The sequence below is a fragment of the Gordonia sp. LMA484 genome, assembly GCF_058129505.1.
On sequence record NZ_CM176700.1, the window covers coordinates 2,932,614 to 2,948,440 of the forward strand.

15 protein-coding genes are annotated in these 15,827 nt (G+C 67.3%); 2 read left to right on the forward strand and 13 right to left on the reverse strand.

Going from position 1 to position 15,827, the window contains the following annotated elements:
- Positions 1 to 49 precede the first annotated feature (49 nt).
- A complete protein-coding gene (locus AC4AMJ_RS12880; protein WP_489894621.1) occupies positions 50 to 1,825 on the reverse strand; it encodes an HNH endonuclease in 1,776 nt (591 codons plus the stop codon).
- 321 nt (positions 1,826 to 2,146) lie between these two features.
- Between AC4AMJ_RS12880 and AC4AMJ_RS12885 the strand changes: the two genes are divergently transcribed.
- Together AC4AMJ_RS12885 and AC4AMJ_RS12890 are read left to right on the forward strand one after the other, a co-directional pair.
- Positions 2,147 to 2,743 carry a molybdopterin-dependent oxidoreductase gene (locus AC4AMJ_RS12885; RefSeq protein WP_489894617.1) on the forward strand — a complete coding sequence of 199 codons (597 nt, stop codon included), beginning with the start codon at positions 2,147 to 2,149 and terminating at the stop codon, positions 2,741 to 2,743.
- Positions 2,740 to 3,453, forward strand: a complete 714-nt coding sequence (locus AC4AMJ_RS12890) for an FAD-binding oxidoreductase (RefSeq protein WP_489894615.1) — start codon at positions 2,740 to 2,742, stop codon at positions 3,451 to 3,453. Before AC4AMJ_RS12885 ends, AC4AMJ_RS12890 begins: the two co-directional genes overlap by 4 nt.
- Positions 3,454 to 4,061: 608 nt before the next feature.
- Here AC4AMJ_RS12890 and AC4AMJ_RS12895 read toward each other — a convergent pair.
- From AC4AMJ_RS12895 to AC4AMJ_RS12950, 12 genes are all read right to left on the reverse strand, one after another.
- Positions 4,062 to 4,604, reverse strand: a complete 543-nt coding sequence (locus AC4AMJ_RS12895) for a phage tail protein (protein ID WP_489918222.1) — start codon at positions 4,602 to 4,604, stop codon at positions 4,062 to 4,064.
- A complete protein-coding gene (locus AC4AMJ_RS12900) occupies positions 4,605 to 6,539 on the reverse strand; it encodes a putative baseplate assembly protein (RefSeq protein WP_489918223.1) in 1,935 nt (644 codons plus the stop codon).
- A 7-nt stretch (positions 6,540 to 6,546) separates the two neighbouring features.
- Positions 6,547 to 7,005: a GPW/gp25 family protein gene (locus AC4AMJ_RS12905; RefSeq protein ID WP_489894609.1), complete on the reverse strand. Its 459-nt coding sequence runs from the start codon at positions 7,003 to 7,005 to the stop codon at positions 6,547 to 6,549.
- 12 nt (positions 7,006 to 7,017) lie between these two features.
- Complete coding sequence (locus AC4AMJ_RS12910) at positions 7,018 to 7,296, reverse strand: PAAR domain-containing protein (RefSeq protein WP_489894607.1); 279 nt, start codon at positions 7,294 to 7,296, stop codon at positions 7,018 to 7,020.
- An 11-nt stretch (positions 7,297 to 7,307) separates the two neighbouring features.
- Positions 7,308 to 9,023: a VgrG-related protein gene (locus AC4AMJ_RS12915; RefSeq protein ID WP_489894605.1), complete on the reverse strand. Its 1,716-nt coding sequence runs from the start codon at positions 9,021 to 9,023 to the stop codon at positions 7,308 to 7,310.
- A gap of 4 nt (positions 9,024 to 9,027) precedes the next feature.
- A complete protein-coding gene (locus AC4AMJ_RS12920; protein WP_489894603.1) occupies positions 9,028 to 9,807 on the reverse strand; it encodes a CIS tube protein in 780 nt (259 codons plus the stop codon).
- On the reverse strand, positions 9,804 to 10,244 hold the full coding sequence (locus AC4AMJ_RS12925) for a phage tail protein (RefSeq protein ID WP_489894601.1): 441 nt from the start codon (positions 10,242 to 10,244) through the stop codon (positions 9,804 to 9,806). Before AC4AMJ_RS12925 ends, AC4AMJ_RS12920 begins: the two co-directional genes overlap by 4 nt.
- A 41-nt stretch (positions 10,245 to 10,285) precedes the next feature.
- Entirely contained in the window at positions 10,286 to 12,892 is a 2,607-nt protein-coding gene (locus AC4AMJ_RS12930) for a hypothetical protein (protein WP_489918224.1), read from the reverse strand.
- A 261-nt stretch (positions 12,893 to 13,153) separates the two neighbouring features.
- Entirely contained in the window at positions 13,154 to 13,351 is a 198-nt protein-coding gene (locus AC4AMJ_RS12935; RefSeq protein WP_489918225.1) for a DUF6760 family protein, read from the reverse strand.
- A complete protein-coding gene (locus AC4AMJ_RS12940; protein WP_489918226.1) occupies positions 13,300 to 13,740 on the reverse strand; it encodes a hypothetical protein in 441 nt (146 codons plus the stop codon). Before AC4AMJ_RS12940 ends, AC4AMJ_RS12935 begins: the two co-directional genes overlap by 52 nt.
- A complete protein-coding gene (locus tag AC4AMJ_RS12945; protein WP_489894593.1) occupies positions 13,733 to 14,185 on the reverse strand; it encodes a phage tail protein in 453 nt (150 codons plus the stop codon). Before AC4AMJ_RS12945 ends, AC4AMJ_RS12940 begins: the two co-directional genes overlap by 8 nt.
- Before the next feature lie 26 nt (positions 14,186 to 14,211).
- Positions 14,212 to 15,741 carry a phage tail sheath family protein gene (locus tag AC4AMJ_RS12950; protein ID WP_489894591.1) on the reverse strand — a complete coding sequence of 510 codons (1,530 nt, stop codon included), beginning with the start codon at positions 15,739 to 15,741 and terminating at the stop codon, positions 14,212 to 14,214.
- Positions 15,742 to 15,827: the final 86 nt, after the last annotated feature.

Consider the following 15,827-nt stretch of genomic DNA (forward strand, 5'->3'; position numbering starts at 1 on the left):
GTCCCTGAGGAGCCTCCGAGCCTGCGAGGATGCGCCCGCGTTGGGCCGGCTACCGCGGGTAGGTGACGATGACCTTCCCGGTGACCGGGTTGCGCCAGGTGATGGTGCGGTCGATGTTCATCGTCGGTATCCACATGCCCAGATGCTTGCGCTGATGATCCGGCCGACACAGCGGTGCCAGGTTTGCGGGCAGCGTCCAACCCCCGGTCTGCGGGTCGACACGCCGAAACTTCACCAGATGATCGAGCTCGCATTCGTGCGCGGGTCGCCCGCAGAACGGATACCGGCAGTACCGATCCGACAACAGAACCTGCTCACGCACCCTCGTCGACGGCGCATAGGTCAACGCACCCGGCGGCGGCAGGTCGTGGCCGCCGTGTCCGGACGGATCGACCGGTGGGGCCGGTCCACGCTCGCCGAGCACGATCAGCCCCGACGGTCGGCGACTCTGGTGGTCCGGCAAAGAGATCAGCGTGGCCCGATCGCTCAGCCGGTCAGCCAGGGCGGGATCGATCGCCCCGTAGCCACGCAACCGGGGCACCTCGATGCCATCCGGGCCAAGTTCTAGGGTCCACGGTGGCGCAGTCGGGGTGAGCGCGGTCGGGGTGTCGCGGTCCGGCTCAGATGCTGTGTCAGACTCGGGCGCGGTGTCCCCGGCTGCTTCGTCACGATCGGCGGGATCGTCACGATCGGCCAATTCGTCAGGGTCGCTTGTGCCCGCACCGTCTGCGGGGTCGCCACCCTGCGGGGCACCGCCCACATCGGTTGCGGCGCCATCGGCTCCGCCGCGGTCTGGTCCGGGTGCGGGGGGCTGGGTCGGATCGGTCGGTCCAGAGGTCGGGTCAGTCGGCGCTCCGCCGGCCGGGCAGTCGTCGTCGCCACACCGACACGTCAGCCGCACACCGGGGACACCGATGAGTTCGGCCAACGCGTCGACCCGCTGTTGACCCAGCGTGCGCGGATCGCGCCGACACACCCGCGCACGCAACAACGCCGCGATCCCCTCACGCAGAAACACCCCGTACTCGGCCGGCACACAGGCGTCGATGTTGGCATGCCCGGAACTGTCATTGGTCACCGTCACGTTCTGCCACGCCCGCCCGAACTCCCTGCGTGCTTCGGCCGCCCCCTCCGGATCCAGCCCGATCGCCACCCCGGCCAACTCATCGCGCAACACCGTGTCCGTCGTCGGACGCGCCCCATACTTCAGAGCAATGTCCTCCACATCAGTGACCGGCTCAACATCGGCGGCAGTGTCGGCGGGATCGGCGGCAGTGTCGGCGGGATCGGCAGTGTCGGCGGGATCAGCGGCGTCGGCGGGATCGGAGGTGCCAGGTTCGGCGTCGATGTCGGTGTTATCGGCACAGCTGTCGTCACCGCCACCTGAGCCCGCGGTGTCCGTGTCGGGAGTCGAATCATGTTGTGTGACATCGGGTGCCGCTTCGACAAAATGCACCAACTCCGACAACCGATTGGTGCTGTAATCACCGTCGAGATACGCCATCCGCAGCTTCGGCCTGAGCTGCAACGCCGACCCCAACCGATACCACTTGCCGGCCTTGGTCCGCGACAACCCCAACTGCAGCGAGATCTCCCCGACCGCCGCCTTCTCCGCATGACGACGCACCTTCATCTGCGCGCGCGGACCCAACGCCACCATCAGATCGTCATGCACCTGCTCACCGATCCGAAAGGCCAACAACAACGCCCGCGCCTCAGCTTGACGACTCAACCGCAACGCAGCACACGCCTCGGCAGCCAGATCCGCCGACCCGGCCGACGACAGAACCGCATCATCGGCAACCGAATCCGAATAAGAGAACACCACACCCCCTTCGTGACGCTCGCATACGCAATACAGACCGACAGGACAAACAACCTCAGCCCGTCATCAGAAACCACAGCCCCCGTGAGGAATTCACTGACCACAGATTATCCGAGACCACCGACAAGAAGGCCTCATCGTCGGTAGGGGTTGTGGACAACCCGCATCACTTCAATTGGTCACAGAATATCGGCCGCCACCGACAGGAAAGCGGGGCGCCGGCGGCCAACCGGCCTCGATCTTCGTCCCGTGTTCCAGAACTGTTCAAACATGCGAGAACACAAACGGGCACCCATCCCGCTCCGCGCGTAGGATCTCGGCATGGCGATCGTCAATCGCGGGTTCGTCGGGCGTCGCGACCGTGATGCAACACGGCTGCCGCCCGGGCAGTACCGCACCTTCGATTTCCCTGTGCTGTCCGCTGAGCCGACTCCGACCATTCCGCTGGACTCGTGGTCCTTGACCGTCCAATCGTCCGACCACAGGGGACACAGTTGGAACTGGTCGCAGTTCCAGGATCTTACGCATGAGGAGATCGTCACCGACATCCACTGCGTGACCCGATGGTCGAAGTTCGAGACCCGTTGGCGCGGAGTATCGTTCGACACCATCGTCGATTCTCTTCCCTGGCCCGCCGATACACATCTGATGGCGCACTGCTACGGCGGATACACGACGAACGTCGCGTTGTCCGACCTGGTGGACGGACAGGGATGGATCGCCGACACCTACGACGGCGAACCCCTACCCGCAGAGCACGGCGGGCCCGCACGACTCCTGGTACCCCACCTCTACTTCTGGAAGAGTGCCAAATGGGTACGGCGACTGCGCTTCATGTCCGGTGACACTCCCGGCTTCTGGGAGAGCCGTGGCTATCACATGCACGGCGATCCGTGGACCGAGCAGCGCTACTCATGAACGAGTGGCAGGTGACCCTGGTCGTCTCGGAGACCCGCCACAGCGAGAGCGCACGGTCACTGCGGCTCGGACTCGCCGAACCTTTCCGGGGACTTCCGGGCCAGCACATCGACATTCGTCTGACCGCCGAGGACGGCTACTCGACGGCACGCACGTACTCGCTGTCGGATGTACGCGAAGCACGCACGGTAGAGGTCACCGTGGAACGTGCTGACGACGGTGAGGTCTCGCCCTATCTCGTCGATGTCGTCGAAGTCGGCGAGCCGCTGGAGGTCACCGTCCCCCACGGCGGATGGTTCACGTGGGATGAGCGTGATCCACAGCCCGTACAACTGATCGCCGGCGGCTCGGGGCTCGCTCCGCTGATGGCGATGATCCGGAGCCGAGAGGTGGCAGCCCCACTCGTGCCGTTCAACCTGGTGTATTCGTTGCGGTCACCCGACCGGACGCTCTTCGCCGATGAACTGCGCCAGCTCTCTGATCACCGCCGCCTGCCGGTACACCTCGCCTACACGCGAGAGCCCGACCTCGGCGACACCCGGCCGGTCGGACGGCTCAGCGCCGACGAACTCGCCGCTTTGACGATTACTCCAGACCGGGAGCCCACGGTGTTCGTGTGCGGCCCGAATAGCTTCGTCGAACACTGCGCGGACGCGATGATCGCCGCCGGTCACCGTCCCGATCGGATACGAACAGAGCGGTTCGGCTGACCCAGTCAGCTCCTGGATGCCCGGGTCTGGTCGGCGTCGGGGCGCCAGCGGAGGCCCGTCACGAAGGGCCGCCCTTCGTGACGCTCGCAAGCTCGCTCCTCAGGGACCGGGGTGGTAACGCAAGCTCGCTTCTTCATGTCTCGGAACACCTTCGGCTGGCAGTCACCCAGTAACGCCGACTCCCCCGGTCCCTGAGGAGGGCCGGAGCGCCAGCGGAGGCCCGTCACGAAGGGCCGCCCTTCGTGACGCTCGCAAGCTCGCTCCTCAGGGACCGGGGTGGTAACGCAAGCTCGCTTCTTCATGTCCCGGAACACTTTCGGCTGGCGCAGTCGCACAGCAACGCCGACTCCCCCGGTCCCTGAGGAGGGCCGGAGCGCCAGCGGAGGCCCGTCACGAAGGGCCGCCCTTCGTGACGCTCGCAAGCTCGCTCCTCAGGGACCGGGCGGTGACGCAAGCTCGCTCCTCAGGGACCGGGGTGGTGACGCAAGCTCGCTCTCCTCGTGACGCTCGCAAGCTCGCTCCTCAGGGACCGGGGTGGTGAACCAAGGTCGATGACCTCGTGATGCTCGCAGGCTCGCTCCTCGGAGCGGCGCCCCACAGACCTCGGCTCAGCGACCGACGACCTCAACCCGATGTGGCAGATGGGCCGGCTTGATCCGCGACACCACGGCGTCCAGGCGTTGACGGTCGAACGCGTCCGGATCGTCGACCCGGACGAGGACCGTGATCAATGGTTCCGCCGAGTCCGCTTGCGTCGGCCCGGACGGTTCGGTCGACACGGTGACCCCACCGGATTCGGTGACCTCGGGTGTGATGCCGAACGCCGCAGCGACGCCGTCGCGGACCCCCCGCGCGGTCCCCCGCCATCGCAGCAACTCCGCGCCGGCGGCGATCAGCCCGCGCCGGTCTTCCACGCTCTCGTGGCCTTCGAGGACGAGACCGATCCAGCCGGCGAGCCAGCTCAGCGAATCTGCCGGCGCCGTGGCCGGATCGAGTAGAGCGGGAAAGGCATCGAGCACCAGGAACACCGGCGCGAGCATCTCGTCGAAAGCGCTGCAGAGGCCCTGCGCGTGCTCGTCGTCGAGGTAGATGGACGGCAGGGTCGCCCCGACCGGATGCGGGCTGACGATGTCCGGGAGTACCCCACGCATTCAGATCACCCGGACCTGATGCCGGTAGGACAGGAACAACCCGTTGGCGGGCAGCCTCACCCGGTCCGTCGGCTCGGCACGCCGTCCCGTGGCCGGGTTCACCGGGACCAACTGAACCGCGACGTCCTGCCCCATGTCGACTCCCGGAATGTCGGCGAGCGCCGCGGTGAGGTCGGGCACACCCAGCGACCGCGCGACAGGCCAGCCGGCGCCGGTACGGCCTCCGTACACCGGGTGCAGTAGCCGATACAGTCTCTGCTGCACCGCGTCTCGTACCATCGCCTTGTCGAATCCGAGCGCTGCGCTGACGCTGACCAGGACTGTTACCCCGATGTACTGCGGCGGCTCGATCAACAGCCGGGTCCCGATCACGCGTCGCTCGTCGAGGTATCCGGCGATCGTGTCGAGCGTCTCTTTCGTCGGGGTCAGATCGTGCAGCCGGATCTGTCCTTCCGCATCGTCGGCGACATGCGGCACGACCAGTACCCGGACGACACCTGGCGACGTGTCGTCGGCGAGACAATGCACCCGCGCGATCTCCGGCGCCGCCTGTCTGGTCAGTTCCTCGAAATCCTCCGCGGTCACGGCCCTTCCCCTCGACCGCAGGACGACAGGTCCGCGCAACTTGAGTTCGTCGATCGTCTCGGCCTCGGCACCACCGACCGCGGCGACACGGTTCTCGACCCGCGACACGAACGGCACGCTGGTCTTGAGTACCCGCAACTGTCCGACCGCCACGTTCCCCCGAGCACCGCCACCGATGCGGTACTCGTCGACGGCGACCACCGCACCCTTGCGGGGTGTGGCCCCGTAGGCACGGATCGAGCCGTCGGCCTCACGGACCGCCGGGCCGAAAACCACCTCGCCGGCGACCGCGTCGAGGTGGAACACCCGATCGTCGACGTCCCGGTCGGCGAATTCCTCGACGGCGGTCCACGTCGAGGACTCCTTACCGTCGGTGACCGTCACGGTCAGGTTCGCGGAGGGCACCACCGGGCGTTCATGCAGCGAGAAGCGTTGTGCCACGGTGCCATCGGAGACTCCCAGGACCTCACCACTGACGGTCTGCGCATGGGCGGCAGACACGGTGCCCCCGATCGTCTGCGCCGACAGTGCATCGATGTGTGGCGACCGGGAGTACGTCGGCTGGCCGGGCAACGCCTCGACGACGCGGCACCGCAGCCAAGCGCCACGATGACCGGCCACCGTCGCCCGCGCGTGGTCGTCCGGCAGGTGCACCACGACATCGCCCGGCTCGTTGAACCCACCTGTCTCGTCGCTGCCGAGGTCGCAGGCCACCCACCCCCGATCGGTGAGCGCCTCCCATTGCAGCGGTGGTCGGCGCGGGTCCACGCCGACGCCGGCAACCCGGCAGGTGATCCGCAGGAGCACCGCACAGGACGGCACGGGATCGGAGAGTTCGATCAGCAACGCGTCATCGGGTTGCGGTGTCGCCGCGAAGCAGTCGAAGCCGCCGTGTCCCAGCGACAGGCTCCGATCGGTTGGGTCGACGCCGGACGGCGCGGCGAACACGCGCTCGGACGAACACGGGATGATCGACAGATCACGTTCGGTGGAGAACACCACCGGTTCGGCGATGTCGGTCCGCACGGTCCCGACCTCGGTGCCCGCGCGGACCTCGACCGCCTGCGGTTGCGGCGATGACAGCCAGAACGTGACCCTGGTGCGTGCCGTCGACGCCGCGCGCATCTCCAGACCCAGCAGGTCGAGGAACTTCAGATAGTTCCGGTCCGGAACACGATTGAGCCGATAGATCAGCTGATCCACCATGGTGGCGACCGCTTCGATCAGGGTGATCCCCGGATCGGAGATGTTGTGATCGCTCCACTCCGGGAACCGTTCGCGGACGAGACGTCTCGCGTCGTCCACCAGGTTCTGGAAGTGCCGGTCGTCGAGATCGGGTGCGGGCAGCATCTCGTTGTCACCCCGCCTCGGTGTAGGTGGCCGTCGAACCCGGCAGCGTGTCGTCGGGTTCATCAGGGATCACGTAGAACGGGAACACGAGGTTACGGATGTCGTTGCGCCCGTGGATGCGGTAGCGGACATCGATGTAGAAGGTGCCGGCGTCGGCAGACGCGAAGTCGACCTCGACGCCGTCGACGTCGATCCGCGGCTCCCAGTCCTCGAGCGCGGTCTGCACGTCGCGGGCGATACCCGCAGCTGTCGCCGCGGTGGCCGGTGCGAATACGTGATCGTTGATGCGGCAACCGAACTCCGGGCGCATCGGACGTTCACCTGGCGATGTACGCAAGATGATCTCGATCGCCTGCTCCACATCGGCGCCTCCGCCTGCGAGAGCGAACGCCCCCGTGGGATCGGTCCGGACCGGGAATGCCCAGCCTCGTCCGACGAAATCGGTGGATTGTTGTGGGTCCATCATCACGGGCTCCTGTCAGCCGATCAGAACTGTTGGTGCGCCGGCGACGATGACCGCGCCGCAGACCGCCATGTCGCCTACCCGAGCCGCCGGTTGCCCGCCGATCAGCACTGTGGGACAGCCGGGCGGCGCGATGACCGTGGGAGGATGCACCGCCGGCGGTGGGAAGGAGCACAGGTGAGGCGTGCCGACCGTCGCGGCCGGCGCCCCGGCGATCAGCACGGTCGGACATCCGGGCGGGCCGATCACACCGGGGTGTGCGGTCGGATCGCCGACGCGGGCTGCTGGTGGCATGGCGGTACTCCTCAGTTGAGCTTGATCGGGGTGCCCTGCACGGACATCGGGCCGGATGAGGTGAGTTCGGCTGCAGTGGTGGCCTTCACGGAGACGCGGGTTCCGCGCAGTTCCAGAGCGCCTGCACCGGCGTCGACGGTGATGCCCTGATCGGCCCGGATCGATACCGAGCCTCCGCTGGTCACCGTGATGGCGCGTCCGATGGCGTCGAGTTCGATTCTGAGGGCGTCGTCCCCGGTCGCCAGCACAACGCCCTCGGTCCGCCCATCCTGATCATTGAGGTCGATGCGGTGACCGCGCCGCGAGACCAGAGATCGACGATTGACCGTGCCCGAGCCCGAATCCACCAGGTCGACGCCCTTGGCATCCGGGGTGTCGACGCCGTTGTACAGACCACCGATCACATAGGGGTGGGTCGAGTCACCGCGTTCGAAGGCGACCAAGACCTCGTCGCCGACCTCGGGGAGGATCAGCGCGCCACGTTCCTTGCCCGCGCCCGCCGACACCGTGCGGGCCCACCCGGTGACGTAGTCGGCCGAGAGCTGTGGGAACGCGAGTTTCACGCGTCCCTGGGCCAGCGGATCGTTGATGTCGGTCACCTGACCGATCACCACACCTGCCGTCGCATTCGCCGCGGTCCCACCGCCGGCGGACGTGAGTCCCAGCAGGCTGCGGTCATGCGCGGCCGTGACCGCGACGGTGGTGGTATAGCCCCCGCTCGGCTCATACCGGTGGCGCGCGGCGGTCAGGACGAACTTCCCGTCGAACGGTGCGCCGAGTTCGGTGAGCGCGACCGCGACACCCGCCCGCAAGGCCGGGTTGCCCGCACACACCGCGTCGACCTCGGCGTAACCGCCGGCGATGGACTGGGCGCGGGCCCGCGCCGCCGAGTCGGCCTCGGCTTGTGACCGTATGCCCCGGTCGGATTCCACGTGGGTGCGGTTACCGAACGTACCGGCGAGGCCGGCCGCATCGATGTCGTCCAACTTCGCGCTCGGCGTCTCCGGCTCCGCGGTGCCGACGATGGGTTGCTTCGTCGCGACATCCCAACCACGGACCTCGACACGGCCCACCTGTTCGGCGGCCGTGATCGCCGAACGCAGTCGGATGATGTCCGTCCCGAACCGGAGGACCAGTGGATTCTCCGGATCGCGGCCCGGCCCGGTGTCGGCGGCGGTGGGCGGAGCGAAGTCCAACGCCCCGTCGGTCACCCCGACGCGGTACCCGATGTCGCGGGCCAGGGCCGACAGGAACTCCCAATCGCTCTGGCCCCGTTGGGAGAGGTGGTCGTAGACCGTCGACGAGGGTTCGATCCGACCGGGCCGCAGACCGGCCCTCCGCGCGCATTGGGTGGCCGCATCCGAGGCGGTCACCTGGGTGTAGGCGGCGGTGTGCCGGCCGCGGAACAGCCGGTGTGACTGGTCGTATCCACGGACCGTCGTGAACGTTCCGGTCTTCTCGAATTCCGCTTCGATCGCGGTGATCTCCCCGACGAGCAGGTCGCGGGGCGCCGGCTGATCGTCGGTGGTGATGGAGATGCGGATCGGGGCTCCGATGCGCAGGCCACCGTCGGTGAGAACCTGACGAGTGTTGTCGCGGAACCGGAGGGCGAAGGCGTCGGGCAATCCGGTGTGGGTGTCGACGTAGGAGGACACCAGCTGCAGCATCACCGTGTCCGGCAATGGACTGCCGCCGACGGCGATGGTGAAACCCGATGTGGTGGCCATGGTCTCAGACCTCGGTCCGGCGCGCGATGCTGGTGGCATAGACGTCGTCCACCGCCGGGAGGCGGATGACGGTGCCTGATGGGATACGCATCGGGTCGTCGATGTCGTTGAACCGGGCGATGGCCCGCCAATGATTGGGATCGCCGTACTCGCGGTGCGCCAGGGTGGCCAGGGATTCGCCTGCGACGAGTACGTGGGTCCGTCGCGCCGACGCCGCGCGCGACGTCGGGTTCTGTCCCCCTTTGCCGCCGGGCATCTCCTCGATGTCCACCGTGCAGACCGCACGTAGAGGCTTGCCGTCCGCGGCGAACAGCGTGAACTTCGCGGTCACCTTGGTGATGAAACCGGGGAAGCTGGTGAGCCCACCCCACTTGAACACGACGAGCGGTGGGATCGCCTTCGGTGTGCCGGTGGTCGACCCCGTGGGGACGCAACACGACATGAGGCGATCGACACCGGTCGCGACGCTGTCGTCCTGCTTGGCCGTGGCGTCGAGGAACATCTCGAGCGACAGGGTGCACGGCTGTGCGCCCATGAACTCCGCGGCACCCGCCTTGGCCGCCCCTTTGGACGGCTTGCTCTCCCACTTGGCCGCCTTGGTGATCGTCACTTCGCGCGGGTTGAACTGGAAGGCGATCGATCCCAGTTTCGCGCCGGGCTTGGCACCGCCGGGCGCTTTCGTCGGTTCGAACATCTCGAGTTCGGCATGCACGATCTGATCCGCGGATGTCGAACCCTTCGACGATGACGCGGATGTGGCGGAGAGTGCTACCGCATCGCTCATGAGCCGTCGCCCTTCGACCCGCGTATCCCGCGATGCACGAGTTCGATCGTCTCGACGGCGACCTTCGGCGTTTCCAGGCTCAGGGACGGTCCGGTCCATTTCACCGGCAGCACACCGTCGAGTGACCATTCGGCGACGGTGTCGCCTTCGGCGTTCTTGGCGGCGATCTTCGCGGTTGTCGGCGTGTAGCCGGCCACCACCGCGCTCACCCACTCGGCCAGCTTGTAGCTGTCGTCGCACACCGGCCGGGTGAGCTTGATGTTGCTGAACTTCACGCGGCTGGGCAATTGCCAGACCATCCCGTTGTTGCCGCCTTCTTCGCGTTGCTCGAGCACGATCTCCAGGCCGAGTCCGTCACAGCTGACGAAGTCGCCCAACGGTGCCGAATCGACGGTCACCGAAAAGCACACGCTCACCGCAGGATCGGTGGTGGTCATCGTGTCTCCTCTTCGTTGTGGTGTCGGCGTCGCGCCGCTGGTCACTGGTCGGTCAGGAAGCCGGCCCGTTCGCGGTCGAGCCAGAGTTCGGTGCGCAGACGCGCCGACAACGGTTCGTAGAGTCGCCGCGCGAGGTCCTCGAGATCATCGGTCGACGAGCCGCCGGCGGCCGCGGCCCCGGCAACCGCGGATGCACCCTGGTGTGCGACGTTCCCCACCCGATCCGCGATGTTCCCCACTCGATCGGCGACAGTCCTCGTAAGACCGTCGGCGGCCTGGGTGACACCGGGCAGACGATCTGCGATCTCGCGGACGGTACCGTCGGGAATCACGCTGTCGCGCAGGTGCTGCCCTGCCTCACCGAGTCGGCTGCGCGCCTGGTCGCCGGCGGTGTCGGCCAGCTTCTCGCCGAGCCGGTCGCGCAACGTGTCGACATCGGGTAGTTGGACCGGAAGCCCGAACCGCTGTGCGGTCATCGGTCCCGGAGCCACCGGCATCGCATCGCGTCTCGCAGGGTCAGGAGTGGCGGGATGAATCGGCGTGGCGGGACGGACGGTCCGCTGTACCGGTGCGACGCCGCCCGAAGACGCCGGCCGCGCCCGGTCGACGGAGTCGGCCACCGACGCGTCGGTGGGGCGGGTCCCCGATCCGATACCGAACATCGCCGCGAACGAGACCGGCTGAGAGGAGACCTGGGTCTCCGACGTCTCTCGCTGTGCGGTGGCGATCGGCCGCCCGACGGCACTTCGCTGAACACGGCGCGGTGCACCGGCGGCCGGAACCACCAACGGCAGCTCCGGCGACCTCCCGACTTCGGTGCGCAACGAACCGTCGCCGCCCCTGACGGACCCGACGAACTCGCCGCCCGACGAACCCGGACCGTCCGCCACGGTCCGGCTCACAGTGGTCCCGGCATCCCCCGCAGACACGTCGTGGGAACCGGAAGCGCCTCGCGTGATCCGTGAGGTTTGTGGCGTCGGCGGTGACACGAGACCGTGCTCTGGGACGACGACGGCGGGGTGCGTGAACGTCTGCGCCACAGGAGGGTTCGGAGGGTCGATTCCCGTATCACCCGTTCTCTGGGTGTCGATGTCGCCGGCCCCGGGCCCCGACGTGCTGCTGTCCGTCGGGGCAACGTCCGAAGCGGTTGCCTGCGGGTTCCGGGTCCTCGTCTCGACGCTCCCACCATCGGGAGTCGATGCATCGGCCTGCCGCTGCACACTCGACCCGCTCCCGGACATCGCGCCGGACGGCACCGGGCCGGGCGTCGTCACGGATTCCGACGACGTCGCGACAACCGGCGCCGGCGGTGACACCGCGGGAGCGGCGCCGTACGGGCTTCGCCGGACGTGTGGGGTTCGGTCGACATGCTCGGTTCGTTGGAGTGGAAGCTCACCCACGCCGGCGCCGGTCACCGGTGCTGATCCGGCGACCGAGGACGCTGCCGTGTCGACCGGACCCCCGTGATGTCCATCAGCGGTCGGATCGGCGGGCCGCGCCGTCACATCGACGCCCAATCGTGCGACCACGACAGCGTCCGTCGGCACCGGCATCGTCTCGACGGGGGGGTCGGCCGAACGTCCGACCTGCACATCGGTCGGCACCGTGTGCGCGACCGCTGAGGTTTGAGGTGCCGGCTCGCGGGGAGACATTGGAAAATGACGCGAGACCGGCACCGTCTGGGACCGCTGGACTGCCCTGGTGATCGTGATCACCGGTACTGCAGCGGATCTGGCGGGAACAGGTACTTCGGCTCGAGACGGGGCGGCAGGATCGTCGGCGGGGCTCGCGCTCGCGGGCACCGTCGAGGATCTGGCCGTCTCGGACGGTGTGTTCGGCGCAACGGCCCGCATCACCACGCCCGGCGCCGGAGCCGACGCCGAGGTAGGAGTCGGTGTCGGAGCCACTGCGGGTCCCGGCGACGGGACCGCAGAGCGTGACCGGTCCGCCACGGCCGACTCCGCCACGGCCGACTCCGCCACGGCCGACCGCGGAGCCGCGATCTGCTGCACCGTGGTCTGCGGCGCCGGGGTCTGCGGGACCGGGGCGTCGGCCGCAGTCAGTTGGATCGGCCCGGGCAGTGGATCCAGCACTCGCCCTGCCGGACGCGGCGGGTTGGGGTCATCGATAGCGTCCAGCGTTCGATCGATGTCCGTCGGCGTCGGTGATGAGGTCTGCGTCTGGACGTCCATCACCCGGGGCTCGGCACGCCGGGTCGGTGCGGGGTCGGTGGCGCTCAATTGGATCGGCGTCAGCCGACCACGTCCCTGGGCCGCCCCTGCCGCGTCCGCACCCGTCGTACCCGCCGTGCCTGCGGGCACGATCGCGGGCCCGCTGAGCACCGGCTGCCGCTGGACATGTCCGACCCGAATCGTCGCGGGGTCGGCGAGCATCGCCGGTTGGTGGCCCAGGTCAACGGTGGTCGCGAGGGCCTGCACCATCAACGCTCGGGCCCCACCGGACAGCGACGGGGCGAATCTGCCGGTGGTGGTGATCTCGTCGCCCGACGCCAGATGCATCGGTGGGGTGGCCGGTGGCGTCATCGGTGCGGTCGCGGCGGCCCTCGTGGATCGGGACACGTCGGAATCGGCCATGGCTCGCTGCACTTTCGTCGCGCCGCTACGCAACATCGGCCAACGCCAGTGCATGGCATCCCCTTCCGCATTGTCGCAGTGTCCGGTTGTCGCAGTGTCCGGTTGTCGCAGTGTCCGGTTGTCGCAGTGTCCGGTTGTCGCAGTGTCCGGTTGTCGGTGTTCCGGTTGTCGCAGTGTCCGGTTGTCGCAGTGTCCGGTTGTCGGTGTTCCGCTGTCGGTGTTCCGCTGTCGGTGTTCCGCTGTCGGTGTTCCGCTGTTGCTCTGTCACTGTCGGTCTGACGCACACGAAGCTCGTCCGGCGGCCTCGGGACGGCGTCACTCGGCGGCGGTGAAGTCGTTGATGAGACCGACGTAGCGTTGCCGTTCGGCATGTTCGAGATCGAGCAGTTCGTCCCTGCTCCAATGGAAGTTCATGGCAACGTACGAGATCTCCCGGTACAGGCTGTCGACCTCGTACGTCGCTATTCCCCCAGGCGGCCACCCGAGAGGTCCACGGCGAACTCCCCGCCGCAATGGGGGCAGACCACCCCGGCCCTGGTGTGACCTTCCTGGTTGATCCGGCGATAGAGATCCTGCAGGAAGGCGAGATCGGACGCGAACATGGTCTCCACCACGCCCGCATGCACGTCGTCGAGCGTTCCGAGCCGGGTCACGACCCGGCTGATCAACACCACGGTGAGATAGCCCGGGTTCTCCCGTACCCGGTCATCGCGTTGGGAGACGAGTTCGTCGCGTGCGGTGGCCAGACGCATTGTCCCGTTCCGGTGCACGACACCCGACGAGTCGACATACCCACGGGGCAGGACGAAGTCGAACTCGGTCCGCAGCGGTGCACCGTCGTCGTCGGCCGCATCCGCGTCCGGTACGTCGAGTACCGCTGCGCCACCGTGAGTTCTACGCACCGTCGACCTCCAGGCGCTCGTAGGTCAGAATCAGCTTCTCGGTGAGCACGCTCGTGTCGCCTGCCTTCAAGGTGTTGATCTCCAGGCTCTTCGGCCACGCGTTGGTCACCTTGTAGCGCTTGACCGCCGTGCCTTCGTAGTCGTAGACGACGATCGCCCCGCCCTTGCGGACGTCGCCCATCTTGCCGAGTTGGGAATCCTTGATCCACTTGTCGAAGCTGTTGTCGTCGGTCAGCGGCCGGGACAACGTCACCTCGCCCGCCTTCCATCTTCCGGGGAGCTTCTTGATCGCGTACTTGCCGTCGGCGGCGGTGTTCGACTTGTACTCGATGACATCCTGTTCCATCTTGAGGCCGTTGACCTCGGTGATGCTCTTGATCTGGATGCCGTCGAACTCGAGACCGAAGGAGTGGCCGACCGAGCTGTCGAAATCGGGTAGTGCCATGGTGTCACATCACTTTCGTCGGATGGTCATTCGGCGACGAGGCTGGTGCCGCCGGAGTACTGGGAGAGTCGGAAGATCACGAATTCGGCCGGCTTCACCGGGGCCACACCGATCTGACAGACCACTTCGCCGGCGTCTATTCCCTCCGCCGGATTGGTCTCCGCGTCACACTTGACGAAGAAGGCCTCGTCCGGTGTCGCACCGAACAGCGCTCCGCGGCGCCATTCGTTGGTCAGGAAGGCACTGATCGTCCGTCGCAGGCGAGCCCACAGGGCGGGATCGTTCGGTTCGAACACCACCCAGTTCGTGCCGGCGAGGATGGACTCCTCGAGGTAGTTGAACAGACGCCGGATGTTGAGATAGCGCCATGCCGGATCGGATGACAGAGTGCGCGCACCCCAGACCCGGATGCCGCGTCCGGTGAACGTCCGGATGCAGTTGATGCCTGCCGGGTTGAGCAGGTCGTGCTCGTTGCGGGTGATCTGGGTCTCGATGTCGACGGCGCCTCGCACCACCTCGTTGGCCGGCGCCTTGTGGACACCCCGGGTGTCGTCGTTGCGTCCCCAGATGCCGGCCATGAATCCGGACGGGGGCAGGTACTCGCCTTTGCCCACACCGATCCACGGCCAGTACAGCGCCGCGTACTTGGAGTCGTAACCCGTTGTCTCGGTGCACCATTTCTTGACCTGCTGCGCGTTGAGACCGGGTGGGGTGTCGAGGATGGCCATGCGGTCGCCCATCAGTTCGCAGTGGGCCATCATCGCGAGTTGCACCGACTTCACCGTGTCGAGGTCGATGGTCTGCTGCGCGTACGCGGTCATCAGATCGGGGATCGCGACCATCGTGATGTCATCGATCGCCTCGAGCGCCGAGAAGCCGGTGCGTGTCTCCACGTCCCCGACATAGTCGTCCGCCGACATCGACGACGGCACCTCGACCGTCGGCGCGGGCACGGCGAGGACCGCCGACTGTCCCTTGGCGAGCTCACCGCCGGTATGGCCGGTGACAGACTCGAACTTGATCAGCTTCGACTCGTTGTTGACCACGGTCTTGACGTTGGTCTGGCCGCGCCCGGACACCACCCCGGTGTGCTGCTCCACCACGTCGTCGCCGCGCTTGACCACGACCTTGACGCTGCCCTCCGGTGCGCCCTCGTCGGCTTCGGCCACCTCCACCGACAGACTCTTGTCCGGCGCCTCGGTGTCGAGAGCGGTGACCTTCATGTTGCCGACCTCGGCCTGGGCGGGTCCGGGTTCGATGGCCCGCTGGGCGTTCGGATTCGACCCGTTGCCGTTCTTGCCGATTCGGACGACGTAACAGTTGCCGCCCCCGTTCTGGAAGTAGGCAAAAACCGATTGCGCCAGTGTGGCATTCGTCAAGAATCCGCCGAATGTGGACGTGAACTGGGTCCAGTTGGAGACGAGGGTGGGTTCATCGAAGGGGCCGCTCTCCGCCAGTCCCACGAAGGCGGCGACGGCGGTGCCGACCCCCTCGATCGGGCGGGAACCGGAGTCGACTTCCTCGACGTAGACGCCGGGTGAGAGATACGAAGGCATGAGGTGCTCCTGTTTCGGCTTGTACGCCTGTGGGGTTCATTGATCATGGTCGGGGGCAAGGACTTGCGAAACGTGCATTCGGACGC